Raw genomic sequence first — 26999 nt, 5'->3', positions numbered from 1 at the left:
CGGGACCGGGCGACGACGCCCAGATGCGTGTCGGATGCGACGGTGCCGTCCGGATGATCGAGAACGAATCAACGGAGAGAGTGGGCGATCGGCTGTGTCGAGCCAGTTGACCGGAGCGGGAACAGATCAGGGCTCGGAGGACTTCGGGGCCAACGAGTGGCTGGTGGAGGAGCTGTACGAGCAGTACAGCGCCGACAAGGCCTCGGTGGACGAGTCCTGGTGGCCGATCCTCGAGCGCTACGGCAAGCAGCTCGGCGGTGCCGCCCCCGCCGGCGCGGACGCCCCCGCCGGCGCGGACGCCCCCGCCGGCGCGGAGGCCCCCTCGGCCGCCGCCCCCGCCGCCCCGGCGAAGGCGCCCGTCGCCGAGCGCGTGTCGACGAGCGCGGGCGGAGCGGTGAGCCACCCGGCCACCTCGGCGACCAGCACGGCGAAGACCACCTCGAAGCAGCCGAAGGCGCAGCCCATCCCGGCCGACGCGCCCGTGAGCAAGCCGGCCGAGCCCGCCGCCGCCGTGGAGGAGGACGTCGTCTCGCCCCTGCGCGGCATGGCCAAGAGCCTCGCCACGAACATGGACGCGAGCCTGTCGATCCCGACCGCCACCAGCGTCCGCACCATCCCGGCGAAGCTGATGATCGACAACCGCATCGTCATCAACAACCACCTGCGGCGCACCCGCGGCGGCAAGGTGTCGTTCACCCACCTGATCGGCTGGGCGCTGATCCGCGCGCTCAAGGACTTCCCGAGCCAGAACGTCTACTACGACGAGCCGGACGGCAAGCCCTCGGTGGTCGCCCCCGCGCACATCAACCTCGGCATCGCGATCGACATGCCCAAGCCCGACGGCACCCGCGCCCTGCTCGTCCCGAGCATCAAGCGCGCCGACACGCTGAGCTTCACCGCCTACCTCGCCGCCTACGAGGACCTCGTCAAGCGCGCCCGCGGCAACAAGCTCGCCGCCGGCGACTTCGCCGGGACCACCCTCTCGCTGACCAACCCGGGCGGCATCGGCACCGTGCACTCCGTGCCCCGGCTGATGAAGGGCCAGGGCTGCATCATCGGCGCCGGCGCCCTCGAGTACCCGGCCGAGTTCCAGGGCTCGTCCGAGAAGACCCTCGTCGAGCTCGGCATCGGCAAGACGATCACGCTGACCTCGACCTACGACCACCGCGTCATCCAGGGCGCCGGCTCGGGCGAGTTCCTCAAGATCGTGCACGAGCTGCTGCTCGGCAAGCGCGGCTTCTACGAGGACATCTTCTCCGCGCTGCGCATCCCCTACGACCCGATCCACTGGTCGACCGACATCGCCGTCGACCTCGCCGAGCGCGTCTCGAAGACCTCGCGCGTGCAGGAGCTGATCAACTCCTTCCGCGTCCGCGGCCACCTGATGGCCGACGTCGACCCGCTGGAGTACGTCCAGCGCTCGCACCCGGACCTCGCCATCGAGAACCACGGCCTCACCTTCTGGGACCTCGACCGCGAGTTCGTCACCGACGGCTTCGGCGGCTCCCGCCAGCTGAAGCTCCGCGACATCCTCGGCATCCTGCGCGACTCCTACTGCCGCACCGTCGGCGTCGAGTACATGCACATCCAGGACCCGGAGCAGCGCGCCTGGATGCAGCAGAAGCTCGAGCGCGGCTACGAGAAGCCGGGCCACGACGAGCAGCTGCGGATCCTCGGCCGCCTCAACGAGGCCGAGGCGTTCGAGACCTTCCTGCAGACCAAGTACGTCGGCCAGAAGCGCTTCTCGCTCGAGGGCGGCGAGTCGCTGATCGCGCTGCTGGACGCCGTCCTGCAGGGCGCGGCGGACGCGGACCTCGACGAGGTCGCCATCGGCATGGCCCACCGCGGCCGGCTCAACGTGCTGACCAACATCGCCGGCAAGACCTACGGCCAGATCTTCCGTGAGTTCGAGGGCACCCAGGACCCCAAGACGGTCCAGGGCTCGGGCGACGTGAAGTACCACCTCGGCACCGAGGGCACCTTCCGCGGCGCCGGCGGCGAGGAGATCCCCGTCTACCTCGCGGCGAACCCCTCGCACCTCGAGGCCGTCAACGGCGTGCTCGAGGGCATCGTCCGCGCCAAGCAGGACCGCAAGCCGATCGGCACCTTCACCACCCTGCCGATCCTCGTCCACGGCGACGCCGCGATGGCGGGCCAGGGCGTGGTCGTCGAGGGGCTCCAGATGTCGCAGCTGCGGGCGTACCGCACCGGCGGCACGATCCACATCAACATCAACAACCAGGTCGGCTTCACGACCCCGCCGCACGAGGCGCGCACCTCGATCTACTCGACCGACATGGCGAAGACGATCCAGGCGCCGATCTTCCACGTGAACGGCGACGACCCCGAGGCCGTCGTGCACGTCGGCCAGCTCGCGTTCGAGTACCGCCAGCGGTTCAACCGCGACGTGGTCATCGACCTGATCTGCTACCGCCGCCGCGGCCACAACGAGGGCGACGACCCCTCGATGACCCAGCCGCTGATGTACAGCCTGATCGAGGCCAAGCGCTCGGTGCGCAAGCTGTACACCGAGGCGCTCGTCGGTCGCGGCGACATCACCGAGGAGGAGTACGACCGGGCGCACCAGGACTTCCAGGACCGCCTCGAGCGCGCCTTCGCCGAGACGCACGCCGCGCAGACCGGCGCGATCCCGGTGATCAGCGCCGACGGCGACTCCGTGGCCGACCTCGAGCTTCCGGACGCCCAGCAGGGCGAGGACTACCCCGGCGAGCCCGAGGTGACCGGCGTCAAGACCGAGGTGGTCACCCGCATCGGCGACGCGTTCACCTCGCCGCCCGAGGGCTTCACCGTGCACCCGAAGCTGCAGCAGCTCCTCACCAAGCGCCAGGAGATGAGCCGCTCCGGCTCGATCGACTGGGCGTTCGGCGAGCTGCTCGCGCTGGGCTCGCTGCTGCTCGAGGACACCCCCGTGCGCCTCGTCGGCCAGGACACCCGCCGCGGGACGTTCGTCCAGCGCCACGCGGTGCTGCACGACCGCGAGAACGGCCAGGAATGGCTGCCGCTGATGAACCTGTCGGACTCGCAGGCCCGCCTGTGGATCTACGACTCGCTGCTCTCGGAGTACGCCGCGATGGCGTTCGAGTACGGCTACTCGGTCGAGCGTCCCGACTCGCTCGTGCTCTGGGAGGCGCAGTTCGGCGACTTCGCGAACGGCGCCCAGATCGTCATCGACGAGTTCATCTCCTCCGCCGAGCAGAAGTGGGGCCAGCGCTCGTCGCTCGTGCTCCTGCTCCCGCACGGCTACGAGGGCCAGGGCCCGGACCACTCCTCCGCCCGCATCGAGCGCTACCTCCAGATGTGCGCGGAGCGGAACATGACCGTCGCGCGTCCGTCGACCCCGGCGTCGTACTTCCACCTGCTGCGCCGCCAGGCGTACTCGCGGCCGCGCCGCCCGCTGGTGGTCTTCACGCCGAAGGCCATGCTGCGCCTGCGCGGGGCGTCGAGCCCGGTCGAGGACTTCACCTCGGGCCGCTTCGAGCCCGTGATCGACGACGCCCGCATCCAGGACGCGTCGGCCGTGACCCGGGTGCTCCTGCACGCCGGCAAGGTGCACTACGACCTCAAGGCCGAGCTGGAGAAGAAGCCGGACGACGCCATCGCGCTGGTGCGCGTCGAGCAGTACTACCCGGCGCCGATCGAGGAGCTGCGCGCGATCGCCGCGCGCTACCCGGACGCGGAGTTCGTCTGGGTGCAGGACGAGCCCGAGAACCAGGGCGCCTGGCCGTTCATCGCACTGAACGTCGCTCCGCAGCTGGACCGGCCGATCCGCGTCGTCTCGCGCCCGGCCGCGGCCTCCCCCGCCGCGGGCTCGGCGAAGCGGCACGCCTCCGAGCAGGCCGACCTGCTGGGCCGCGCACTGCAGCGCTGACCGCCCGACCGGAGCCGCCCCCTCGGCGGCGGCTCCGGCTCGCAGAATCGACTTCGGCTCGTCGGAATCCTCGGATCCGGCGAGCCGGACGTCGTTCCACGAGCCGGACCTCGGCGACCTCTCGCCTCCCGAGAGTCCGGCTCGCGGAAAGACCTCCGGCTCGCCGGAACTGACGGCTCCAGCGAGCCGGGCACGTTCCGACGAGCCGGAGGTCGTCGAGCAGGGAGTGCGGAGCGCTAGACCCGCGCCGGAGCCGCCGCGTGGCTCGCCTGCGCATCGCGCAGCATGCCGAGCACCTGGGCGCGGAGGTCCTCCGGCGCCGTCTCCTTGCACGCGCGCTGCACGGCGACGGTCAGCACGACGCCGACCTTCGCCTCACCGGAGCAGTCGGGGCAGTTCGCCATGTGCTCGCGGATGTCGGCGGCGTCCTCCTTGCACAGCTCGTTGTGGAGGTACTCCTCGAGCTCGGCCTTCGCCTTCGTGCAGCCGCAGTCGGTCATTTCGTGCTCCCGGTGGTGAAAGCGGCGCGGATCCCGCGCTCGCGTGCGTAGTCGGTGAGTCGTTCGCGCAGCATGCGCCGGCCGCGGTGCAGCCGGCTCATCACGGTCCCGACGGGGGTCTTCATGATGTCGGCGATCTCCTGGTACGAGAAGCCTTCGACATCGGCGAAGTAGACGGCGAGCCGGAAGTCCTCCGGGATCGCCTGCAGGGCCTCCTTGACGGCGGTGTCGGGGAGGTGGTCGATCGCCTCGGCCTCGGCCGAGCGGCTCGAGGTGGCGGTGGTCGACTCGGCGCCGCCCAGCTGCCAGTCCTCGAGCTCGTCGATCGCGCTCTGGTACGGCTCGCGCTGCTTCTTGCGGTACGAGTTGATGAACGTGTTGGTGAGGATGCGGTAGAGCCACGCCTTGAGGTTCGTGCCCTGCTCGAACTGCTTGAACGCGCCGAACGCCTTCGCGAACGTCTCCTGGACGAGGTCCTGAGCGTCGGAGGGGTTCTTGGTCATCCGGAGGCCGGCCGCGTAGAGCTGGTCGATGAAGGGCAGCGCCTGCTGCTCGAACAGCGCGCGGAGATCGACCGGAGCGTCGGGAGCGGCGTCGTCGAGAGCCTCCTCGACGGTCTCCTCGATCGTCTCGGCCTCCTCCGTCGCGGTCGCCTCATCGGCGGTGCTGGGGCGTGTGCTGTCGTCGCGAGTCATCACACGCGATTCTAGGCCGCGGCGCCGGGAGGCGGCCTGCCGGGCCGGCCGGGGTCGCACGAGGTCGATCGTCGCCGTCATGCCTCGCCTCCCGCCTGATCCTGCCGTCGGTCCGTTCGCCGACTACTCTGACAACCGATGGTCTTCTCGCGTTATTCCGCTCCCGAGTTCGATCCGTACGGCGACGCCCGCGCGCTCCCCGGCGAGGAGGACTGGTCCGCGCCGTCCGCCGCCGGTGCCCTCGACGCCGTGGTCGAGCTGCCCGGCTCCAAGTCGCTGACGAACCGCGAGCTCGTCCTCGCCGCTCTGGCCGACGCTCCGTCCGTGCTGCGCGCGCCGCTGCACTCGCGCGACAGCGCCCTGATGATCGAGGGCCTGCGCTCGCTCGGCACGACGATCCGCGAGGAGAGCGCCACCGGCTCCTTCGGCGCCGATCTCGTCGTCGAGCCGGCCGAGGAGCTCTTCGGATCCACGACGATCGACTGCGGCCTGGCCGGCACCGTGATGCGCTTCCTGCCGCCCCTGGCCGGGCTGGCGCTCGGGCCCACCACCTTCGACGGCGACGCCTACGCCTACAAGCGGCCGATGGGCGCGACCATCGCCTCCCTCCGCTCGCTCGGCGTCGACGTGGCGGACGACGGGCGCGGCTCGCTCCCCTTCACCGTGCACGGCTCCGGCTCGATCCGCGGCGGCGACGCCGTGGTCGACGCCACCCGCTCGAGCCAGTTCGTCTCGGCCCTGCTCCTCGCGGGAGCCCGGTTCGACGAGGGCCTGCGCCTGACGCACGAGGGCGGCGCGCTGCCGAGCCAGCCGCACATCGACATGACGATCGCCGCCCTCGCGGCCCGCGGCGTGAGCGTCGACGCCTCGACCCCCGGCACCTGGACGATCGCGCCGCAGCGGATCGCCGGTGCCGAGGTCCTGATCGAGCCCGACCTCTCCAACGCCGCGCCGTTCCTGGCCGCCGCACTCGTCACCGGCGGCACCGTCCGCCTCCGGCACTGGCCGGCCGAGACCACCCAGGTCGGCGCGCACCTCGAGCGGATCCTGCCGATGTTCGGCGCGAGCGTCGAGCGCGACGGCGAGGACCTCGTCGTCCGCGGCGGGGACGAGATCCTCGGCGTCGAGCTCGACCTCTCGGAGGGCGGCGAGCTCGCCCCCGCGCTCGCGGCCCTCGCCGCGCTCGCGAGCGGCCCGAGCACGCTGACCGGCATCGGCCACATCCGCCACCACGAGACCGACCGCCTCGCCGCCCTCGCCGCCGAGATCAACGGCCTCGGCGGCTCCGTCACCGAGCTGGAGGACGGTCTGCGGATCGAGCCCGCGCCGCTGCACGGCGGCCGCTGGCGCACCTACTCCGATCACCGCATGGCCCACGCCGGTGCGCTGATCGGCCTGGTCGTCCCCGGCGTCGCGATCGAGGACATCGCGACGACCTCGAAGACCCTGCCGCAGTTCCCCGAGCTCTGGACCGCACTCGCGGGCGGGGTCTGACCCGTGTCGTGGTGGACGGACAGCGGCCTCGACGCCGACGGAGTGCTCGACGACTTCGACGGCTACGACGAGTCGGACGCGCGAGTGCGGCCGAACCCCAAGGGCACCAAGCCGCGGACGAAGAACCGGCCGGCCTACGAGGACGCCGAGATCGCGATGGTCCTCGGCGTCGACCGCGGCCGCTACACGGTGATGATCGGCGACGGCACCCCGGAGGAGCACGAGTTCACGGCGGCGCGGGCCCGCGAGCTGCGCAAGCAGGCGATCGTCCCCGGTGACCGCGTCGACGTGGTCGGCGACTCCAGCGGCGACGAGGGCACCCTCGCCCGCATCGTCCGGATCCGCGAGCGCTCGACGCTGCTCCGCCGCAGCGCCGACGACACCGACGCGATCGAGCGGGTGATCGTCGCCAACGCCGACCAGATGGTGTGCGTGGTGGCCGCCGCCGATCCGGAGCCGCGCACCCGGCTGGTCGACCGCTACCTGGTCGCCGCCTTCGACGCCGGCATCACCCCGATGCTCTGCATCACCAAGACCGACCTCGCCGACCCCGCGCCGTTCCTGCGCAACTTCGAGGGCCTCGACCTCCGCGTCTTCCTCTCCAGCCAGGACGAGCCGCCCGTCGACGAGATCGCCGAGGCGCTGCTCGGCCACGAGACCGTCGTGGTGGGCCACTCCGGAGTCGGCAAGTCGACGCTCGTGAACAAGCTCGTCCCCGACGCGCACCGGGCGATCGGCCGGGTGAACACGGTGACCGGGCGCGGCCGGCACACCTCCTCCTCCACCGTCTCGCTGCGCGTCGAGCGCGGCGACCGGCACGGCTGGGTGATCGACACCCCGGGCGTGCGCTCCTTCGGCCTCGGCCACGTGAACACCGACAACATCCTCGGCGCCTTCACCACGCTCGCCGTGCTCGCCGAGGACTGCCCGCGCGGCTGCACGCACCTCCCCGACTCCCCCGACTGCGCGATCATCGAGGCCGTCGAGGGCGGGCTGCTCGGCGCGAGCGGGCCGGAGCGCCTCGACTCGCTCCAGCGCCTCCTGACCACCTTCGCCACCACCGACGGAAGCAGACGATGACCGACACCGCCCTCCCCCCGATCCCCGCCGACGAGCGCCTCGCCGCGGGCGACGCCGCCCCGGACTTCACGCTGCCCGACCAGGACGGCACCCCGGTCGCCCTCGAGGGCCTGCGCGGCCGCCGCGTCATCCTCTTCTTCTATCCGCAGGCCGACACCCCCGGCTGCACCACCGAGGCGTGCGACTTCCGCGACAGCACCGCGGCCCTGCAGGCGGCCGGCTACGAGGTGCTCGGCGTCTCGCGCGACACCCCGGAGGCGCTGCGCCGCTGGGCCGACGAGCACGGCCTCGCCTACCCGCTGCTGAGCGACCCGGACATGAGCGTGCACCGCGCCTACGGCGTCTGGGGCGAGAAGAACAGCTACGGCAAGACGGTCGTCGGCGTGCTCCGGTCGACCTTCGTCGTCGGACCCGAGGGCGCCCTCGAGTTCGCCCAGTACAACGTGCGCGCCACCGGCCACGTGCAGGCACTGCGCAAGAAGCTCAAGCTGGCCTGATCCGCCGGGTCTCGATACGCCGCCTCCGGCGGCTACTCGACCAGCATGCATTGCAGCCGCCCGCCCCTTCGGGCGATCCATGCAGGGCACCCGCCCGCCGTTTCGGTGGTCCATGCAAGGCGGCCGCCCGCCATCCTGGCGGTACATGCTGATCGAGTAGCCCGCGCAGCGGGCGTATCGAGATCCGCCGAGGGCTAGAAGCCCTCGTTGAAGCGCGGGGCGTAGTCGGCGCCGAGCGCGTCGAGCTCGTCGGCCGTCAGCTCGAGGTCGACGGAGGCGACCGCGTCCTCGAGGTGCTGCATCTTCGTCGCGCCGACGATCGGCGCGGTCACCGCCTCCTGCTGGCGCACCCAGGCGAGGGCGACCTGCGCGCGCGGGACGCCGCGCTCGGCCGCGATGCGCTCGACAGTGCCCGCCGTCCGACGGTCGGCCTCCTCCTGCTGGTGGTAGAGCGTCTTGCCGTAGAGATCGGTCTCGGTGCGCGACGTGGTCGCGTCCCAGTCGCGGGTGAGGCGCCCGCGGGCCAGCGGCGACCACGGGATCACGCCGACGCCCTGGTCGAGGCAGAACGGGTGCAGCTCGCGCTCGTCCTCGCGCTGGATCAGGTTGTACTGGTCCTGCATCGAGACGAAGCGGGTCCAGCCGCCGAGGTCGGCGGTGTACTGCGCCTTCGCGAACTGCCACGCCCACATGCTCGACGCGCCGATGTAGCGCGCCTTGCCGGAGCGGACGACGTCGTGCAGGGTCTCCATCGTCTCCTCGATCGGGACCTGCGGGTCCCAGCGGTGGATCTGGTAGAGGTCGACGTAGTCGGTGCCGAGGCGGCGGAGGCTGTCGTCGATCGCGCTGAGGATGTGCCGACGCGAGAGCCCGCCACCGTTCGCGCCCGGGCGCATCGTGCCGTGCACCTTGGTCGCGATGACGACCTCCTCACGCACGGCGAAGTCCGCGAGAGCGCGGCCGACGAACTCCTCGCTCGTGCCGTCGGAGTAGACGTCGGCGGTGTCGAACGTGGTGATGCCGAGCTCGAGCGCCCGGCGGAGGAAGGGCCGCGACTCCTCCTCCCCCATGCTCCAGCCGTGCGCACCGCGGTCGGGCGCGCCGAAGCTCATGCAGCCGAGGATGATCGGGGAGACCTGGAGGCCGCTGAGGCCGAGTCGGGTGGAGTCCATCCTCCGACGCTAGCCCAGTGACGCCGGCGCGGGGCGGCCGGCTCGGTGACGCTAGCCCAGCCCGGGGTCGCGGCGGGTGGCGGCGACCGTGCTCGGCAGGAAGAGCAGCACCACGGCCAGCAGGGCCGGCGCCAGCAACGCCCAGCCGATGTCCGGCACGGCGTACTGCCCCTGGAACGCGCCGAGGGCGACGGCCATCATCACCAGCTGGATCGTCAGGGCGGAGGCGCGGATCCAGCTGCGGCGCCGGGCGGTTCCGACTGTCGTCGCGGCGACCCAGGCCAGGGCGATGACGGAGAGCACGACGATCGCGATCCCGCCGCCGATCGAGCCTGCCCGGGTGGTGAGGAGCTCGATCACGAGCCACCCTGTGATGCACGCCACGGCAGCGGTCTCCAGCGCCAGAACGGCGACCAGGAGGAGCAGGCCGAGGGGCCGCCGGCCGCTTCCCGGCCTGGTCGGAGGCCGGTTCCCGTCCATGATCACAGCTGCATCCCATCCAGCACTCTTGATTCGAGCCTGCCTCCGTGACAGGCTAGTGCAGTTCGTTTCACCGCTCACAGGGTCGTGGGTTACCGCCGATGTGAACACCCCGATCCTGCCGTGCCGAGAGGCATGCGTGCGAGCGGGGCGATCTGTCGGGAAGAACCGAGCACCGTCCGGTCCCGCACCCGAACCGCCTTGCGCAGCTGCGCAGGGTCTCGTGGCGTGCGCCGGTTCGGGCGCCCGGTGCATACCGATGGTCCAGGCCGTCGGTGTGACTCGATCATCCCACCCGAACACTGCGTGGTTCCTCCACGCACGCTGTCACACAAGGAGCACCCGCATGGACTGGCGCGACAAGGCCGCTTGCCTCACCGCTGACCCCGAGCTTTTCTTCCCGGTCGGCAACACCGGACCCGCGGTCGACCAGATCGAGAAGGCGAAGACCGTCTGCGGTCGCTGCACCGTCACCGAGGTCTGCCTGCAGTACGCCCTCGAGACCGGTCAGGACTCGGGCGTCTGGGGCGGCCTCAGCGAGGACGAGCGCCGCGCCCTCAAGCGCCGCGCCGCCCGCGCCCGCCGCGCCTCGTAGCGCCGGCACCGGGACCGCCCGGCACCGCACGACCCCGACCCCCGCTCGCCCTCCGGCAGCGGGGGTCGCGTCGTCCCCGGGGACGCCCGGCGGGAGCGGGCCCGCGCGGCGCGGACCGGTCCGGCTCAGACCCGCGGGCCCTTCAGCCAGCGCAGCGGCACCTCGATGGTCACCTCGGTGCCGCGGCCGACCAGCGTGTGCCAGTCGATCGTGCCGCCGAGCTCGCCCTGGATCAGGGTGCGCACGATCTGCGTGCCCAGACCCGAGCCGACCTTGCCCTCCGGCAGCCCGACGCCGGTGTCGCGCACCTTGACGGTGAGCTCGTCGTCGCCACGGGTCGCGACGATCTCGACGTCGCCCTCCCGGCCGGCGAGCCCGTGCTCGACCGCGTTGGTGACCAGCTCGGTCAGCGCGAGGGCGAGCGGAGTGGCGTACTCGCTCGGCAGGTCGCCGAAGCTGCCGGTGAAGGTGGGGTGCACGGTGGTGTTGTGCGTCGAGGCGACCTCGGCGATCAGCAGCAGCACCCGGTCGAACACCGCGTCGAAGTCGACGTTCTGCGCGAGCCCCTCGGAGAGGGTGTCGTGCACGACCGCGATCGCCGCGACGCGGCGCATCGCCTGCGTCAGCGCCTCGCGGGCGAGATCGGAGTGGGTGCGCCGGGCCTGGATCCGCAGCAGCGACGCGACGGTCTGCAGATTGTTCTTCACCCGGTGGTGGATCTCGCGGATCGTCGCGTCCTTGGTGATCAGCTCCCGCTCCTGGTGGCGCAGCTCGGTCACGTCGCGGCAGAGCACGACGGCGCCGACGCGCTCCCCGCGGTCGCGGATCGGGATCGCGCGCAGCGAGACGGTGACCCCGCGCGCCTCGATGTCGGTGCGCCAGGGCGCGCGGCCGGTCACGACCAGCGGCAGCGACTCGTCGATGACGACCTTGCCGGCGACCAGGCCGGTGGTGACCTCGGCGAGCGACTCGCCCTCGAGCTCGTCCGCGAAGCCGATGCGGTTGAACGCCGACAGCGCGTTCGGGCTGGCGAAGGTCGTGATCCCGTCCACGTCGAGGCGGATCAGGCCGTCGGAGGCGCGCGGGGCGCCGCGCCGGGGCCCGGTCGGCGCGCCCAGGTCGGGGAAGTCGCCCGAGGCGATCATCGAGAAGAGGTCGTTCGCGCAGTCGTTGAAGGTCAGCTCCTGGCGGCTGGGCGTGCGCGTCTCGCTGAGGTTGGTGTGCCGGGTGACGACCGCGATCGGCTGATCGGTGGTCGCGCTGTCGGAGCCGCCGAGGCGCCGGATGACCGGCACGGCGCGCACGCGGGTGGGCGTCTCCTCGAACCAGTCCGGGGCCGAGGTGTCGACGATGCGGGCGCTCTCGAAGGCCTCGGCGACCTGGGCGCGCCACTCCGCCTTGATCTTCTGCCCGACGAAGTCGCGGTAGAAGAGCGTCGCCGCACTCGAGGGCCGGGCGTGCGCGACCGCGACGAAGCCGCCCTCGGCGGTCGGCACCCAGAGCACGATGTCCGCGAAGGCGAGGTCGGCGAGGAGCTGGAGGTCGCCGACGAGGAGGTGCAGCCATTCGACGTCCGCGTCCGTGGAGCGGCCGTGGGAGAGGACGAGATCACTGAGGGTCGACACCCGACAAGCCTAGGTCCCGTCATCGCGCGCACCGCACCTGCGGTGCCCCGCGCCCGGTTATCCACAGTCCGGCGCTGATCCTGACGTGAGCATCGCTCGGCTGCTTCGATGAGGGCACCCCGTCGCGCTCGTCCTGCTGCGGCACGCACCGCCCGAGCCGAGAGGAGATCCGAACCGTGAGTCGCTCGTCCTGCCTTTGGAGCACGCCGCATGATCCACCCCACCAACGCGTTCGACTACCGCACCCTGCCGCTCGATGCGGACGCGGCGGCCTCCGCGACGTCGGCCGCCGCGTTCTTCGCCCCGCAGCCGGCGACGCGGGCGGAGCTGCCCGATCCCGAGCCGATCCTCGCCTGCCTGACGCTGCAGGTGGTCGAGGTCCTGGCCGGCTCCCGCGAGATCGACCAGCTGGCCCGCTGGCTGAGCGACGACGTCTACCGGCATCTGCAGAAGCGGGTGGTGATGGCCGCCCGCGCCCGCAGCCTCAAGGGGCGATCGACGCAGCGCCTCCCGTCCACCGTCGGCCGGGTCGTCGTCACGGAGCCGCGGGACGGGATCGTCGAGGCGGTCGTCCTCGTGCACAACCGGGTCCGCACCCGAGCGGTCGCCATCCGGCTGGAGGGCACAGACGCCCGCTGGCGCGCGACCGCGATCAACGTGCTCTGAGACCGGTCAGCGCTCGCGGCTCGGCGCTCGCCCGCCGGCACGCGCGGGTCAGCGCTCGCGGACGGGAGCCACCGGCGGCAGCACCACCTGGACGCCCTTCTCGCGCAGGGCCTCCTCGAGCTCCGGCGGCGGCGGCGCGTCGGTGACGAGATAGTCGGCCCGGCCGAGCTCCGCCACCTGGGCGAAGAGGGTGCGGCCGAACTTGGTCTGGTCGGCCAGGATCGCCACTCGCTCGCAGCGGGCGATCATCTCGCTCATCATCACGCCCTCCGCCAGATTGCTGGTCGAGTAGCCGTTCTCGGCGGACACGGCGCCGACGGAGATCAGGCCGATGTCGCAGTGCAGGTCGACGGCGCCGCCGGGCTCCGCAGCGGCGAAGCCCACCGGCCCGACCGTCGACTGGCCGCCGAGGCGGACGGCGCCGCCGAAGACGAAGAGGTCGCGGCAGGTCTTCGAGCCGATCTCGGCGGGGACGCGCAGGTTGTTCGTCGCGATGGTCAGCTCGCGGTGGTCGTTGAGATGCCGGACGACCGCCAGCGAGGTGGTGCCCGCGTTCAGCATCACCACCGCCCCGTTCTCGACGAGGCCGGCGGCGAGCGCGCCGATCTTCTCCTTCGCGCCGCGCTGGATGCCCAGGCGCACGTCCAGGCGCTTCTCCGTCGCGGGCATCACCGAGAGGCTCACCGCGCCGCCGTGCGTGCGGACGAGGTAGCCGTCCGCGTCGAGCTGGTCGAGATCGCGGCGCACGGTGTCGGCCGAGACGGCGAAGCGGCGGGCGAGCGTGGTGACCGTGACCTCGCCCGCCTCGGCGACGTAGGCGGCCAGATCGGCCTTCCGGCCGGCCGGCAGACGGAGCGGGACGTCGTTCGCGGCGGGGGCGTCGTCGGTGTCGGGCATGTGCGTTGTCTAACACCGCCGCGCCGGATCCTGCAAGTTGTCGCACTCGGATCGCGGCGAATCCTGCGGTCTGATCCTCGTTTGTCGCACATCTCGGCAATTTCCTGCCGGTTCTTGCATGACCACGCATCGCCAGGTACATTCGCAGAACACAAGCGCAAGAATGCGCACACAACAGCAGATAACTGCAGAGTTGCAGGGAGTGACATGAGCAAAGGTGCTCGCATCAAGAGAGCCGTCGTCTTCACCGTCAGCGCGGCGTTCGCCGCGACGATGCTGACCGGCTGCAGCCAGGGTGGCGGCGACTCCGCGGCAGGCGGAGACGTCACCCTCGAATTCGCGCAGTGGTGGGAGCCCGAGCTCTCGGACGGCGCCCTCCGCGGCCTGATGGACGACTTCGAGGCCGCGAACCCCGGCATCACGGTCGACCTCCTCAGCGGCCCGTACGCCTCGACCAAGGAGCAGCTCTTCGCCGGCGCCGCGGCCGGCACGATGTCCGACGTCGTCGGTCTCGACGGCGCCTGGATCAGCGACTTCGCCAAGCAGGGCGCGCTGGCCGACCTCGGTCCCCTGCTCTCGGACGCGGGCTTCGACGAGAGCCAGCTCTCCTCGACCGTCGTCGTCGACGGCAAGACCGCGATGGTCCCCGTCGTCAACTTCGTCTACCCGCTCTTCACCAACGACGCCCTGCTCTCCGAGGCGGGCGTCAGCGCTCCGCCCTCGACCCGCAGCGAGTTCGAGTCCGCGGCCAAGGCGATCACGGCGCTCGGCGACAACACCAGCGGCTGGGTGCTCCCGCTCTCGAGCGACGCGCCCAACGGGATCCAGAACGACGTCATGTCCTGGGTCTGGGCCTCCGGCGGCAGCATGCTCGACGACGGCAAGCCGGACCTCACCAACGACGCCGTCACCAGCGCGGTCGACTACATCGCGCAGCTCGACGCCGACGGCGTGATCGCCCCCGGCGCCGCGACGATGAAGGAGCAGGACAAGGTCGAGGAGTTCACCAACGGCCGGGTCGGCATGATGATCGACTCCCTCTCGCACATCGCCACCATCCGCGAGTCCAACCCCGACCTGAAGTTCAGCATCTCGGCCATCCCGGCCGAGGACGGCTTCAGCGGCGAGCGCGGCATCCCCTTCGCCTCCTGGGGCATCGGGGTCTCGGCCAGCAGCGAGCACCCGGCCGAGGCCGCGAAGCTCGTGTCGTTCCTGATGAGCGCCGACACGAACTCGACGCTGTCCACGCTGGCCAACGCCTTCCCCGGCAACACCGCCTCCACGCCGGACTTCTCGGACAGCGACCCGCTGTACCAGGAGGCCTTCGACATCTACTCGGCCGGCTACCCGGCGAACGAGTTCGTCGGCCTGCCCGTCGCGGAGCAGCTGATGCGCGACTTCGACGAGCAGCTGCAGGCCGCCCTCAACGGCGACCAGAGCGTCGACGAGGCACTGGAGAAGTCCCAGGAAGCCTGGCTCGGCGAGTTCTGAGCCGTGACGCGTCCGTCCCCGATCGCGCCGCGGGAGTCCTCTCCCGCGGCGCGGTCCCCCCTCACCCCGTCCCCGATCGAAGGAGGAGCGCCGTGGTCTCCCTGCTGAGCGCCCCCCAGCGTCCCGCCTCCGGGACGCCCGCCCCCGCCCCCGCGGGCCGCCGGAGGCGCCGCGACCTCGCGCCCTACCTCTACCTCTCCCCCACGGCGATCGTGATGCTCGTCCTGATGCTCGTGCCGGTGCTGCTGGTGATCGGGTACTCGTTCTTCGACAACGTCATCACGAACCCGAAGCCCGCCTTCGTGGGCCTCGCGAACTATCTCGAGGTCCTCGGCGATCCGAAGTTCCGCACGGCCACCGGCAACACCATCGTCTTCGTCGGCGTCAGCGTCGCCGCCCACCTGGTGCTCGGCCTCGGCTTCGCGATGCTGCTGAACTCGCCGCTCGTGCCGACCGTCGCCAAGTCGCTCTTCCGCGTGGTCTACGTCCTGCCGTGGCTGTTCACCGTCGCGATCATCGCGGTGCTTTGGCGGCTGCTGCTCAACCCGAACGGCGTGATCAACTACGCGCTGATCTCGCTCGGGCTGACCGACAAGGGCATCGAGTGGCTCGCCTCCCCCGCGACCGCGCTGCTCTCGGTGACCTTCATCAACATCTGGGCGGGCTACTCGTTCTACATGATCACGCTGCTGGCGGGTCTGCAGGGCATCCCGCACGACCTCTACGAGGCGGCGAAGGTCGACGGGGCGAGCGCCTGGCAGCGGTTCTGGAACGTCACGATCCCGCAGCTCAAGCCGATCATCATCAGCATGTCGGTGCTCGACATCATCTGGACCTCGCAGCAGTTCGCGCTGATCTGGATGACCACCGGCGGCGGCCCGATCGACGCGACCGAGATGCTCAGCACCTACACCTACAAGCTCGCGTTCAGCCGCTACGAGTTCTCGGTGGCCTCGGCGAGCGCCGTCCTGATCCTCCTCCTCACCATGGTCCTCGCGTTCTTCTACGTGCGGAACCAGAAAGCCAGGGACTGACGTGACCGCCACCGCCACCCGCCCGGCCGTCCGCACGCCGCGGCTCCTCGCTGCGAAGGCCGGGGTCTGGGTCCTCCTCCTGATCGGCGCCGCCTTCGCGGGCCTGCCGATCGTCTGGATGGCCGCCAGCTCGTTCAAGTCGAACACCGAGATCTTCGAGTACCCGCCCCGGCTGATCACCGACACGTTCTCGTTCTCGGCCTACGCCGGGATCCTGGGCGACCCGACGAAGGTCCGCTTCTTCATCAACAGCTACGTCGTCGCGCTCGCGGTCGTCGCGCTGACGCTGGTCGTCGCGATCCTCGCGTCCTACGCGTTCAGCCGCTACGAGTTCCGCTTCAAGCGGCCGATCAACATCATCATCGTCAGCGTGCAGGCGGTGCCGCCGATCACCCTGCTGATCCCGTTCTTCGGGCTGATGGTGACGCTGCGGCTCTACAACACCTACCAGGGCCTGATCCTCACCTACCTGGTCTTCACGCTGCCCTACGCGATCATCATGCTGACCGGCTACTTCAACACCCTCCCCCGCGATCTCGACGAGGCGGCGCGGATGGACGGGGCCGGCCCGATGACGGTGCTCTGGCGGATCCTGGTGCCGATCGCGATCCCCGGGATCGTCTCGGTCGGCGTCTACACCTTCATGATCGCGTGGAACGAGTACCTCTTCGCGCTCACCCTGACCCGCACCGACGACATGCGCACGGTGCCGATCGGCATCCAGCTGCTGATGGGCCAGAACTCCTACGAGTGGAACGAGATGATGGCGATGAGCATCCTCGGATGCGTTCCCGTCCTCCTCCTCTTCCTCTTCTTCCAGCGGTACTTCATCGGCGGCATGACCGCCGGGGCCGTCAAGAGCTGAGGCGCGCGTCCGCGCGTCCGGAACACCACCACCACCACGAGAAGGACAGTCAGAGAATGCTTGTTTCCGGAAAAGACCTGCTGGACGTCGCCAACGCGAACGGCTTCGCCGTCCCGGCGTTCAACGTCAGCGACTACGCCATGATGAACGGCCTCTTCGAGATCAGCGAGGAGAAGGCCTCCCCGCTGCTCATCGCGATCCACCCCGACGAGCTCAGCCACACCGGAGTGGACATCCTGCACGCGATCATCGCCCGCGCCCACCGCTCCACCGTCCCCGTGACCATCCACCTCGACCACGGCGCCACCTACGAGCAGGTCCTGCTCGCGATCAAGTCCGGCTTCACCTCGGTGATGATCGACGGCTCGATGCTCCCCTACGACGAGAACGTCGCGATCACCAAGCGCGTCGTCGACGCAGCGCACGCCGTCGGCGTCTCGGTCGAGGGCGAGCTGGGCACGATCGGAAAGACCGACAACGAGGCCGAGGACGGCGCCGCGAACATCATCTACACCGAGCCCGACGAGGCGGTCGACTTCGTCGCCTCCACCGGGGTCGACAGCCTGGCGATCGCCATCGGCACCAGCCACGGCCTCTACCCGGCGTCGATGAAGCCCGCCCTCAAGCTCGACCTGCTCGCCGAGATCAAGAAGCGCGTCGCCGTGCCGCTCGTCCTGCACGGCGGCTCGAACAACCCCGACGCCGAGATCGCGGAGTCGGTGAAGCGCGGAGTCAACAAGATCAACATCTCCAGCGACATCAAGGCCGCGTACCACAAGAAGATGCGCGAGGTGCTGGCCGACCCCTCCGTCCGCGAGCCGAACACGATCCAGCCGCCCTCCATCGCCGCGATGAAGGAGACGGCCGCCGAGAAGATCGACCTGTTCGGCTCCGCCGGCAAGGCCGAGCTCTACTAGGCCCGGCGAGACGCAGGAGAGCAGCGCGGTGAACGAGAGGATCGTGCTCGGACTGGGCGGGACCGTCGACTACGAGATCGACTGGGACGACCACGTCGTCCAGACGCTCGCGGAGGAGTACGGGATCCGCGCGGACGAGCTGACGAGGACGGCGCCGGTCAGCACCGAGCGCGACCTCGTCGTGGCGCTCCTCGCGTTCCTCGCCGACGGTGCGGGAGGGGAGAGATTCGCCTCCTCCTCCCGCATCGTCGAGGAGTTCGCGCAGCGCTTCCCCCGGCGAATCACCCTCGGCGGCACGGGAGTGCGGGCGGGCTACGCGCTCGCCGTGCACGGCCTCGCCGCGGTGCAGCACCTGGTGAGCATCGACGACCACGTCCGCCGGCTCCTGCCCGTGGGCACCGAGTACGTCTCGAGCGCGACCGCCGACAGCACCGACCCGCACCTGATCGTGCAGTTCCCGCGGGGCGCCCGGGTGCTCCTCGGCGACCGCGTGCTGGTGGCGCCGCACCCGAACCGGGTGATCTTCGCGAACGACCCGCCCAACCGCGAGCTGCTGCTGGCGGAGGGACTCGGCGGCGTGCTGGCCGACGCGGGCGTCTTCCTGGTCTCCGGCTTCAACAGCATCCAGGACGGGGCGGTGCTGACGGACCGGCTGGAGACGCTGCAGCGCCACCTCGCGGCGCTGCCCGCCTCCGCGGACGTGATCTACGAGGACGCGGGCTTCCACCTGCCCGCTCTGCAGGACCGGGCCCGCTCCGCCCTGCTCGGCTGCGTCGACGTCGTCAGCATGAACGAGGACGAGCTGCAGGCGCTGCTCGGGCACCGGCTCGACCTGCTCGACCCGGATGCCGTGGTCGAGGCGCTGGGCGCGGCCGCGGCGCTGCTCCCCGGCCCGGTGCTCGTCGTGCACACCCGGCACTGGTCGGCGGCCGTCGGAGCGGAGGCCGAGCGCTACCGCGCGGCGCTCCTCGGCGGAGTGACGATGGCGAGCACCCGCTACCTGCTCGGCGACGGCATCACCGCCGCGGACTACGACCGCGTCGCGCAGCTGCCGGCGCAGCCCGGCGGAGTCGCGGTCTGCACCGCGGTCACGGCTCGGCTGCAGGCCGTCTGCACGCCCGGCCTCGTGCTGGAGACCGACCGCCCCACCACGATCGGCCTCGGCGACACCTTCGCCGGCGGCTTCGTCTCGGCGCTGGTGCGGCACCGCGCCTGACGCCGCCGACCACGCGCCCGCGCTGTCGACGACGAAGGCCCCGCATCCCGCGCTCCGCTCGAGCGGAGTCGGGACCGGGGCCTTCGTCGTGCCGGTCGGCAGGGCCGGGATCAGCGGCGCTTGGTCTGCGCGCGGCGCTCCTGGCGGTTGTTCGGCGTCTCGTCGGAGCCGCCGGTCTGCTGGCCGAAGGCGCCGGTGGTCGCGGCGTCCTCCGCGTCGTCCGGACGCGCCTCGCGGGCCGCCGCGGCGCTGGCCTTCGCCGTCGCCGCCTGCTGCACCCGGCCGCGCTGGTCGCGGACCTCGACGCCGCCCGAGTCGCTCGGCGCGGAGTAGCTGAGCTTCTCGACCGGAGCGACCGGCTCGGAGAGGCCCTTCGCGGCGACGCCGGCGACCTCGCCCTGCTTCTGGGTGACCTCGACCTCGAGGTTGAAGAGGAAGCCGACGGTCTCCTCGCGGATCTGGCCCATCATCTGCTGGAACAGGGTGAAGCCCTCGCGCTGGTACTCGACCAGCGGGTCGCGCTGGGCCATCGCGCGCAGGCCGATGCCGTCCTTGAGGTAGTCCATCTCGTAGAGGTGGTCGCGCCAGCGGCGGTCGATCACCGAGAGCACGACGCGGCGCTCGAGCTCGCGCATGGCGGGGGAGCCGAGCTGCTCCTCGCGGCCCTGGTAGGCGAGCTTCGCGTCCGAGAGGATCTCGCGGCGCATGAACTCCTTGTTGATCCGGCCGCGGCTGCCGGCCTCCTGGACGACCTCGTCGATCGACAGGCTGACCGGGTAGAGGGTCTTCAGCTCGGTCCAGAGCGCGTCGAAGTCCCAGTCGTCGCCGTTGCCCTCGCCGGTGTGCACCTCGAGGATCTCGTCGATCACGTCGACGAGGAACTTCTGGGTGCGCTCGTGCAGGTCGTCGCCCTCGAGGATGTGGCGGCGGTCGGAGTAGATCGCCTCGCGCTGGCGGTTGAGGACGTCGTCGTACTTGAGGACGTTCTTGCGGATCTCGGCGTTGCGCGCCTCGACCTGCGACTGCGCGCTGCGGATGGCGCGCGAGACGACCTTCGACTCGATCGCCATGTCGTCCGGCACGTTGCCGCGGCCCATCAGGGCCTCGGCCGCTCCGGAGTTGAACAGGCGCATCAGGTCGTCGGTGAGCGAGAGGTAGAAGCGGCTCTCGCCCGGGTCGCCCTGGCGGCCGGAGCGGCCGCGGAGCTGGTTGTCGATGCGGCGCGACTCGTGGCGCTCGGTGCCGAGCACGTAGAGACCGCCGGCGGCCTGGACCTTCTCGGCCTCCTCGGCGACCTTGGCCTTGACGCCCGCGAAGACGTCGTCCCACGCGGACTCGTACTCCTCGGGGGTGTCGACGGGGCTGAGGCCCTTCGTCGACATCTCGGTGACCGCGAGGAACTCGGCGTTGCCGCCGAGCATGATGTCGGTGCCGCGGCCGGCCATGTTGGTCGCGACGGTGACGGCGCCGAGGCGGCCCGCCTGGGCGACGATCGCGGCCTCGCGCGCGTGGTTCTTGGCGTTCAGCACCTCGTGCCGCACGCCCTTCTTGGCGAGCAGGCGGGAGAGGTACTCGCTCTTCTCGACGCTCGTCGTGCCGACCAGGACGGGCTGGCCCGCCGCGTGGCGCTCCACGATGTCCTCGACGACCTGCTCGAACTTGACCTGCTCGTTCTTGTAGACGAGGTCGGCGTTGTCGATGCGCTGCATCTTGCGGTTGGTCGGGATGGAGACCACGCCGAGCTTGTAGGTCGACATGAACTCGGCGGCCTCGGTCTCGGCCGTTCCGGTCATGCCGGAGAGCTTGCCGTAGAGGCGGAAGTAGTTCTGCAGAGTGACGGTGGCGAGGGTCTGGTTCTCGGCCTTGACCTGCACGCCCTCCTTCGCCTCGATCGCCTGGTGGATGCCCTCGTTGTAGCGGCGGCCGGCCAGGATGCGGCCGGTGTGCTCGTCGACGATCATCACCTCGCCGTTGAGGACGACGTAGTCCTTGTCCTTCTTGAACAGGGCGCGGGCCTTGATCGAGTTGTTCAGGAACGAGATCAGCGGGGTGTTCGCGGACTCGTAGAGGTTGTCGATGCCGAGGTAGTCCTCGACCTTCTCGATGCCGGGCTCGAGCACGCCGACAGTGCGCTTCTTCTCGTCGACCTCGTAGTCCTCGCCCTCGATGAGGCGCGTGGCGAGACCGGCGAACTCGGCGAACCAGCGGTTCGCCTCGCCCGAGGCGGGGCCGGAGATGATCAGCGGGGTGCGCGCCTCGTCGATGAGGATCGAGTCGACCTCGTCGACCACGGCGAAGAAGTGGCCGCGCTGGACCATGTCCTGCGCCTGCCAGGCCATGTTGTCGCGGAGGTAGTCGAAGCCGAACTCGTTGTTCGTGCCGTAGGTGATGTCGGCCGCGTACTGCTCGCGGCGCTGCTCGGGCGTCTGGCCGGAGAGGATCACGCCGGTCGTCATGCCGAGGGCGCGGAACACGCGCCCCATCAGCTCGGACTGGTAGTTCGCGAGGAAGTCGTTCACCGTGACGATGTGCACGCCGCGGCTCGCGATGGCGTTGAGGTACGCCGGCAGGGTCGCGACGAGGGTCTTGCCCTCTCCGGTCTTCATCTCGGCGATGTTGCCGAGGTGCAGTGCAGCGCCGCCCATCAGCTGGACGTCGAAGTGGCGGAGGCCGAGGGTGCGCCGCGACGCCTCGCGGACGGCCGCGAAGGCCTCCGGCAGCAGGTCGTCGAGCGACTCGCCGTTCGAGTAGCGCTCGCGCAGCTCGACGGTCTCGTTCTTCAGCTCCTCGTCGCTGAGGTGCGTGAAGTCCTCTTCGAGGGCGTTGACGGCTTTCGCGTAGTTCTCGAGGCGGCGGAGGACCCGGCCCTCCCCGACGCGAAGGACCTTTTCGAGAACTGAGGCCACGGGGTACTCCAAAACGTAGAAGACAGGTGCCCGACGGCACGGCGCGGACGGAACCACACTAGCCGGGGCGGGCTGTGCGCGGTCCGACAGGGCGCGAAGAACCCCCCGGAGGCGGACCTCCGGGGGGCTCCCGGGTCAGACCGCGGCGGCCTCGGGCTGCGCGTCCGCCTCGTCACCGAGGCCGATCACGCCGTAGTCCCAGCCCTTGCGGCGGTAGACGACGCTCGGTCGGTCGGTGTCCGCGTCGATGAAGAGGTAGAAGTCGTGGCCGACCAGCTCCATGTAGTCGACGGCGTCGTCGACGCTCATCGAGACGGAGGGGAAGACCTTCTTGCGGATGACGACGGGGCAGTACGGCTCCTCCGCGTCGTCCTCGTCCGCGGCGACCGGCTCCGGGGCCGGCTCCTCCTGCACGGGGATCACGCCCGTGCTCAGGCGCTCGAGCACCTCGGCGTCCGCCGGCTGGATCGCGACGACGCTGAAGTCGTCGGCCGCCGCGTCGCGCAGCGAGGTCGGCCGATGCTGACCGCGATGCACCTTCTTGCGGTCCTTGGCTCGACGCACCCGTTCGAGCAGTCGCCCGAGGGCGACGTCGAAGGCCGCGTACTTGTCGGCTCCGCTCGCCTCGGCCCGCACCACGGGCCCCTTGCCGATGAGCGTGAGCTCGACCCGGTCGCCGCCGGCGGCGCCCTTGCCCTCGCTGTGACGGCTCGCCTTGATCTCGAGCGCGAGCGCCCGGTCGGCGAGGTGGGCGATCTTCTCCGACTTCTCCGTCGCGTAGGCGCGGAAGCGATCGGTGATGCCCATGTTGCGGCCTGTGATGTCGATGTCCATGACAACCTCCCAGTCGAGTACGGCGTGCCGCCTTTCTCCGGGCGGACCGTTCACGCCGTCCCCCGAGCGTAGACCCGCGGTCACCGGATCGTCCTCGGGAGTTCATCAGGAAGTCGCGCTGCGGCCGCCGGGGGTCCCGGCGAGCGCGGCCGCCCCCGCCACGTCTCCCCCGCCCGCGCGGACGGCCCGGCGCAGCTCGAGCAGGGTCGCCCCCGAGGTGACCACGTCGTCCACCAGCAGGATCCGCTCGCCGTCGAGCGGACGCCTGGCGCGGAACGCGCCGTCGAGGTTCGCGAGCCGCTCCGCCCGGGCGAGGCCGACCTGGTCGAGCGCGAGCCGGGTCCTCGTGAGCGGCCGGGCGAGGCGCCCGCCCGCCGCGCGCACCAGCAGGTCGACGGGGTCGAAGCCGCGCCGCAGGTGCCGAAGGCGCGAGCCGGGCGGTGCGACCAGCAGCGCCGGAGCACCGTCGAGCGCCTGGAGCAGCACGGGTCGCAGCAGCGCGCCGAGCGGTCGCGCGGCGGCCACCCGCCCCTCCGCCTTCAGCGCGAGGACGAGCCGCCGCACCGTTCCGGCGTACTCCGCGCCGACGCGCACCTCGAGCGGGTCGTCCGCGGACCCCAGGCGGCGGACGTCCGGTCGCGCCTGCGCGGCGAGCTCCGCGGCGCAGTCCGGGCAGGGCACCCGCGTCGCCGGCAGCCCGCAGGCCGGGCAGTCGACCGGCAGCAGCACGGCGAGGGCGTCGAGGAGGTGATCGCGCAGCATCGGGCGAGTGTGCCCGGGTTCAGGACCCCATGCCGGTCTGCGTCGCGAGGAGCTCGATGCCTGTCGCGACCGTCTGCCACGCCGAGCCGCGCTGCTGTCGCAGCTCGCCGCCCTCGGCGAGGATGCGGATCTGCGTCGAGGCGTTGCCGGCCGCGATCTGCACGGTCCCGGTGGTCGTCCCCAGCGGGGTGTCCCCTCCGCCGAGCTGGTTCATCGTCACCGTGTCCTCGCCGGTGGAGCCGCGGACGACCGAGACGACGTCGAGCTCGTCCGTCCAGGCGGCGGCGACCGCCGTGCCGAGGGTCGAGCGGAGCACCACCGGCTCGCCGACCGCGATCGGGTCGCCGTTGGCCGAGCGGGTGACCCCGGCGACGAGCACGGTCGCCTGCTGCCCGTCCTGCGCGAAGGCGAGCATCCGCGTGCCGTCCCGGGACAGCGCGAACGAGGCGATCGACTCGATCTCGGGCCAGGCGGTCGCGACCTGCAGCGACCGGGAGCCGTCGGAGGAGTAGGCGACCAGCTGGCCCGGCGCCGCCGTGGGCACCGACCAGACGTATCCGAAGGGGTCCATGCCGGGGGCCGCGAGGCCGCTCCGGGCGTCGAGCAGCACGTCGTCGACGCCGGGGGTGAGCAGCGAGACGCCGGCCGAGGTGAGGACGGCCGCCGAGGCGCTCGAGTCGGCGCCCCGCTGCTCGCCCAGCACCGCGGCCCGCGGCGAGAGCGCCGCGATCCGGTCGGAGACCGCGGTCTCCGCGAGCCCCGAGGAGCCGAGGAAGCCGAAGTCGCCGTCGGTCAGCACCAGCGGCCGGGTGTCCACCCGCGGCGAGGTCGGCAGCCCGGTCACCTCGGTCGGGATCTCGATCGGGTTCTGCTGCACCGAGAGCGAGACCCCGGTGACGTTCGAGACGTTGGCCAGGCTCCTGCCGAGCTGCAGCGCCATCCGGCGCCACTGCCGCTCGTCGGCCTCGAGCGCCGCGGAGTTCAGGTCGACGACGGCCCGCTGCGCCTCGACCGGCACCGTCTCGGCGGCGAGCGCCGTCCCGGTCGGGAAGGCCGAGACGACGGCGGACGAGTCGCGGAGCCACGGCGTCGGCCCGCGCAGCAGCTCGGTGACGATCGTGGTGCTGGTCGAGCTGTCCGCGCGCGAGGCGAACCAGCGCAGGTCCGGCACCAGGTAGGAGTAGCTAGGGTCGAAGAAGTAGAGCGCGTAGGTGGAGAAGACCTGCTCGAAGGTGGTCCGGTCGATGACGACGCCGCTGGGCGGAGAGCTGATCCGCCATTCGCCGTTCTCCTGGACGAAGCCGTAGTCCAGCTCCAGCGCGGTGGTCGTCGCGACCTCGGAGTAGACGCCGGTGGCGTCGACCTCGGCCACGGGGGTGATGGTGAGCGAAAGGGTCGACGCGCCGGGCTGGGTCGAGGAGCGCTGGCCCTCGTCGACGGTGACGTGCTCGCCCGGCGTCCAGTCGGCTCCGGTGGAGAGGAACTCGCGGGCGATCTTGTAGTTGTTCTGCGGGCTCGACGCCGCGTCGATGAAGCCGGTGAGGATCTCGAACTGGTCGGCGCCGTCGGCGGGGCCGGAGGGGAGGAAGTCGTACTGCAGGTCCTGCGGCGCCGTGTCCGGGCGGCCGACGCCGACGTCGCCGCCGCGCGGGATGCCCGCGCAGCCGGCGAGCGCGGCCAGCAGCAGCACGGCGGCGACCGCGGAGCGCAGGCGCCTCACTGGACGACCCCGTGCTCGGGGACGCCGCCGAGCGGCAGCGGCGGCAGGACGATGGGGCCGGAGTAGGCCTGCTCGCCCGCGTCCACGGGCGGCAGCGGCAGCGGGGAGGCGTCGATCCGCTCGCCGCGCCGGCGCGGGACCGTGAGCCGGAAGCACGCGCCGCGGCCGGGCATCGACCAGACCTGCAGCCAGCCGTGGTGCAGCGCGGTGTCCTCCTGCGCGATGGAGAGGCCGAGGCCGGTGCCGCCGAGGGTGCGGCGGCGGGACGGATCGGCGCGCCAGAAGCGGTCGAAGACCCGGACCACCTCCTCGGAGCTCATGCCGTGACCGTAGTCGCGGACGGCGAGCGCCACCGCGGTGGCGTTGCTGTCGACCGTGACCACGATCTCGCGGCCGTCGCCGTGCTCGACGGCGTTGCCGAGCAGGTTGCGCACGATGCGCCGGATGCGGCGGGCGTCCATCTCGGCGTCGAAGTAGCCGCCGGGGGCGGAGAGCGTGAGCCGCGAGCCGTTCGCCTCGGCGATCCCGCGCATCCCCTCGATCTCCTCGCCGGCGAGGCGCACCAGGTTCACCGGCTCCAGCTCGAGCTCGGCCGAGCCGGCGTCGTGGCGGGAGATCTCCAGCAGATCGGCGAGGAGGCTCTCGAAGCGGCCGATCTGGCCGTGCAGCAGCTCGACGGTGCGCTCGGCGACCGGCGGGAAGCCCTCGCGCTGGTCGTAGAGCACGTCGCCGGCGAGCTTCATCGTGGTCAGCGGGGTGCGCAGCTCGTGCGAGACGTCGGAGACGAAGCGCTGCTGCACCCGGCTGAGCGTGGCGAGCTCGCTGATCTGCTCCTGGAGGCTGTCGGCCATGCCGTTGAACGAGCGGGCGAGGGTGGCGATCACGTCCTGTCCCCTCTCCGGGATGCGCACGTCGAAGTCGCCCGCGGCGAGGCGCTGGCTGGTCTCCGCCGCCACCCGCACGGGCGCGACCACGATCCGGACGACGACCCAGCTGACCGCGCCGATCAGGAGGATCAGCAGGATGCCGGCGATGTTGAGGACCTGCTGCACGAACTGCAGCGTGCGCTCCGCATCCGCGAGCGAGTAGCCGATGTAGAGCTCGTAGCGCCCCGCGGAGCTCGGCAGCTCGATCGTCGAGCCGACGACGATGCCCGGGAGCTGCTGGCCCGAGGCGCCGAGGCTCACCGACTGCCAGTACTGGCCGTCGGCGCCGGCCTGCACCCGCGCGCGCAGGTCGTCGCTGATGACGCCGTTCTGCAGCTCGCGGTTGTAGCTGTCCTGCGGGGCGAGCGAGGACGCCTCCTGATCGGGCGCGCGCACGACCGCGATCAGGGCGGAGGAGGAGGCGTCGCGCACCGCGGTGCGCACCGAGTTCATGACCTCCTCCATGTCCTGCCGGGTCGAGACCGTCGCCGCGTCGAGGTAGCCCTGCGCGGCGCGGGTCGCGCGCGAGGTGTCGCCGGTGACCTGGTCGAGCCGCGACTGGAACAGGTTGTCGCTGATGCTGTAGGAGAGGTAGGCGCCCGTCGAGCCGATCGCGATGCCGCTGAGCAGCACGGTGATGGCGACGGCGCGGAACTGCAGCGAGCTCCGCCAGGCCCGGAGCACCCTCCGCGGCCAGCGCCGCAGCGCCGGCGCCCGGAAGCGGCGCGCGAGGCTCAC

22 protein-coding genes are annotated in these 26999 nt (G+C 71.3%); 11 read left to right on the top strand and 11 right to left on the bottom strand.

Going from position 1 to position 26999, the window contains the following annotated elements; all coding sequences use genetic code 11:
• The first annotated feature begins 94 nt into the window (after nucleotides 1-94).
• Nucleotides 95-3889, top strand: a complete 3795-nt coding sequence (locus tag EDF45_RS05700) for a multifunctional oxoglutarate decarboxylase/oxoglutarate dehydrogenase thiamine pyrophosphate-binding subunit/dihydrolipoyllysine-residue succinyltransferase subunit (RefSeq protein WP_185020087.1) — start codon at nucleotides 95-97, stop codon at nucleotides 3887-3889.
• 236 nt (nucleotides 3890-4125) lie between these two features.
• Here EDF45_RS05700 and EDF45_RS05695 read toward each other — a convergent pair whose 3' ends face one another.
• On the bottom strand, nucleotides 4126-4389 hold the full coding sequence (locus EDF45_RS05695) for a zf-HC2 domain-containing protein (RefSeq protein ID WP_123444408.1): 264 nt from the start codon (nucleotides 4387-4389) through the stop codon (nucleotides 4126-4128).
• Nucleotides 4386-5084: a sigma-70 family RNA polymerase sigma factor gene (locus tag EDF45_RS05690; protein WP_123735602.1), complete on the bottom strand. Its 699-nt coding sequence runs from the start codon at nucleotides 5082-5084 to the stop codon at nucleotides 4386-4388. Before EDF45_RS05690 ends, EDF45_RS05695 begins: the two co-directional genes overlap by 4 nt.
• 138 nt (nucleotides 5085-5222) lie before the next feature.
• On the opposite strand from EDF45_RS05690, the gene aroA reads away from it, so the two are divergent.
• Genes aroA through bcp form a run of 3 tightly spaced genes read left to right on the top strand, consistent with a single transcriptional unit; the run spans nucleotide 5223 to nucleotide 8155 of the window.
• Nucleotides 5223-6578: a 3-phosphoshikimate 1-carboxyvinyltransferase gene (gene aroA / locus EDF45_RS05685; RefSeq protein ID WP_123735259.1), complete on the top strand. Its 1356-nt coding sequence runs from the start codon at nucleotides 5223-5225 to the stop codon at nucleotides 6576-6578.
• Nucleotides 6579-6581: 3 nt separating this feature from the next.
• On the top strand, nucleotides 6582-7658 hold the full coding sequence (rsgA, locus tag EDF45_RS05680; protein WP_173250401.1) for a ribosome small subunit-dependent GTPase A: 1077 nt from the start codon (nucleotides 6582-6584) through the stop codon (nucleotides 7656-7658).
• Complete coding sequence (gene bcp, locus EDF45_RS05675; protein WP_123735258.1) at nucleotides 7655-8155, top strand: thioredoxin-dependent thiol peroxidase; 501 nt, start codon at nucleotides 7655-7657, stop codon at nucleotides 8153-8155. The genes rsgA and bcp overlap by 4 nt, the downstream gene beginning before the upstream one ends.
• 194 nt (nucleotides 8156-8349) lie before the next feature.
• Here bcp and EDF45_RS05670 read toward each other — a convergent pair whose 3' ends face one another.
• Both EDF45_RS05670 and EDF45_RS05665 read right to left on the bottom strand, forming a co-directional pair.
• Complete coding sequence (locus EDF45_RS05670; protein ID WP_123735257.1) at nucleotides 8350-9327, bottom strand: aldo/keto reductase; 978 nt, start codon at nucleotides 9325-9327, stop codon at nucleotides 8350-8352.
• A gap of 51 nt (nucleotides 9328-9378) precedes the next feature.
• Complete coding sequence (locus tag EDF45_RS05665) at nucleotides 9379-9687, bottom strand: hypothetical protein (RefSeq protein WP_260311845.1); 309 nt, start codon at nucleotides 9685-9687, stop codon at nucleotides 9379-9381.
• Nucleotides 9688-10153: 466 nt separating this feature from the next.
• On the opposite strand from EDF45_RS05665, the gene EDF45_RS05660 reads away from it, so the two are divergent.
• Nucleotides 10154-10402, top strand: coding sequence for a WhiB family transcriptional regulator (locus EDF45_RS05660; protein WP_056045195.1), 249 nt, complete (start codon nucleotides 10154-10156; stop codon nucleotides 10400-10402).
• Between the two features lie 125 nt (nucleotides 10403-10527).
• Here the strand turns inward: EDF45_RS05660 and EDF45_RS05655 are convergent, their stop codons facing one another.
• A complete protein-coding gene (locus EDF45_RS05655) occupies nucleotides 10528-12027 on the bottom strand; it encodes a sensor histidine kinase (RefSeq protein WP_123702681.1) in 1500 nt (499 codons plus the stop codon).
• A gap of 210 nt (nucleotides 12028-12237) precedes the next feature.
• Between EDF45_RS05655 and EDF45_RS05650 the strand changes: the two genes are divergently transcribed.
• Complete coding sequence (locus EDF45_RS05650; protein ID WP_221181084.1) at nucleotides 12238-12693, top strand: Rv3235 family protein; 456 nt, start codon at nucleotides 12238-12240, stop codon at nucleotides 12691-12693.
• 48 nt (nucleotides 12694-12741) lie between these two features.
• Here the strand turns inward: EDF45_RS05650 and EDF45_RS05645 are convergent, their stop codons facing one another.
• Nucleotides 12742-13590, bottom strand: coding sequence for a DeoR/GlpR family DNA-binding transcription regulator (locus EDF45_RS05645; protein ID WP_123444402.1), 849 nt, complete (start codon nucleotides 13588-13590; stop codon nucleotides 12742-12744).
• Between the two features lie 207 nt (nucleotides 13591-13797).
• Here EDF45_RS05645 and EDF45_RS05640 point away from each other — a divergent pair, with 207 nt between their 5' ends.
• From EDF45_RS05640 to EDF45_RS05620, 5 genes are all read left to right on the top strand, one after another.
• Nucleotides 13798-15081 (top strand): sugar ABC transporter substrate-binding protein, encoded by a 1284-nt coding sequence (locus tag EDF45_RS05640; RefSeq protein ID WP_123735256.1) that lies wholly within the window; start codon nucleotides 13798-13800, stop codon nucleotides 15079-15081.
• 92 nt (nucleotides 15082-15173) lie between these two features.
• A complete protein-coding gene (locus tag EDF45_RS05635; protein ID WP_243586430.1) occupies nucleotides 15174-16115 on the top strand; it encodes a carbohydrate ABC transporter permease in 942 nt (313 codons plus the stop codon).
• Nucleotide 16116: 1 nt separating this feature from the next.
• A complete protein-coding gene (locus tag EDF45_RS05630; RefSeq protein ID WP_207901631.1) occupies nucleotides 16117-16980 on the top strand; it encodes a carbohydrate ABC transporter permease in 864 nt (287 codons plus the stop codon).
• 56 nt (nucleotides 16981-17036) lie between these two features.
• Nucleotides 17037-17897 (top strand): ketose-bisphosphate aldolase, encoded by an 861-nt coding sequence (locus EDF45_RS05625; RefSeq protein ID WP_123735255.1) that lies wholly within the window; start codon nucleotides 17037-17039, stop codon nucleotides 17895-17897.
• A gap of 28 nt (nucleotides 17898-17925) precedes the next feature.
• The gene (locus EDF45_RS05620; RefSeq protein ID WP_123735254.1) at nucleotides 17926-19113 is read left to right on the top strand and encodes an ADP-dependent glucokinase/phosphofructokinase; all 1188 of its coding nucleotides are present in this window, start codon (nucleotides 17926-17928) and stop codon (nucleotides 19111-19113) included.
• A 110-nt stretch (nucleotides 19114-19223) separates the two neighbouring features.
• On the opposite strand, the gene secA is transcribed toward EDF45_RS05620, so the two are convergent.
• From secA to mtrB, 5 genes are all read right to left on the bottom strand, one after another.
• Nucleotides 19224-22019: a preprotein translocase subunit SecA gene (secA, locus tag EDF45_RS05615; protein WP_123702673.1), complete on the bottom strand. Its 2796-nt coding sequence runs from the start codon at nucleotides 22017-22019 to the stop codon at nucleotides 19224-19226.
• Nucleotides 22020-22154: 135 nt separating this feature from the next.
• Nucleotides 22155-22853: a ribosome hibernation-promoting factor, HPF/YfiA family gene (gene hpf / locus EDF45_RS05610; RefSeq protein ID WP_123444397.1), complete on the bottom strand. Its 699-nt coding sequence runs from the start codon at nucleotides 22851-22853 to the stop codon at nucleotides 22155-22157.
• 105 nt (nucleotides 22854-22958) lie between these two features.
• Nucleotides 22959-23615 (bottom strand): ComF family protein, encoded by a 657-nt coding sequence (locus tag EDF45_RS05605; protein WP_123735253.1) that lies wholly within the window; start codon nucleotides 23613-23615, stop codon nucleotides 22959-22961.
• Between the two features lie 19 nt (nucleotides 23616-23634).
• Complete coding sequence (locus tag EDF45_RS05600) at nucleotides 23635-25335, bottom strand: GerMN domain-containing protein (RefSeq protein WP_123735252.1); 1701 nt, start codon at nucleotides 25333-25335, stop codon at nucleotides 23635-23637.
• Nucleotides 25332-26999: an MtrAB system histidine kinase MtrB gene (mtrB, locus tag EDF45_RS05595; protein ID WP_132435837.1), complete on the bottom strand. Its 1668-nt coding sequence runs from the start codon at nucleotides 26997-26999 to the stop codon at nucleotides 25332-25334. The genes EDF45_RS05600 and mtrB overlap by 4 nt, the downstream gene beginning before the upstream one ends.

It is taken from the genome of Rathayibacter sp. PhB186 (genome assembly GCF_003751825.1).
Lineage (GTDB): Bacteria > Actinomycetota > Actinomycetes > Actinomycetales > Microbacteriaceae > Rathayibacter > Rathayibacter festucae.
The sequence above is the reverse complement of the archived record's forward strand: the minus strand, read 5'-3'. Positions and strand labels throughout refer to the sequence as shown.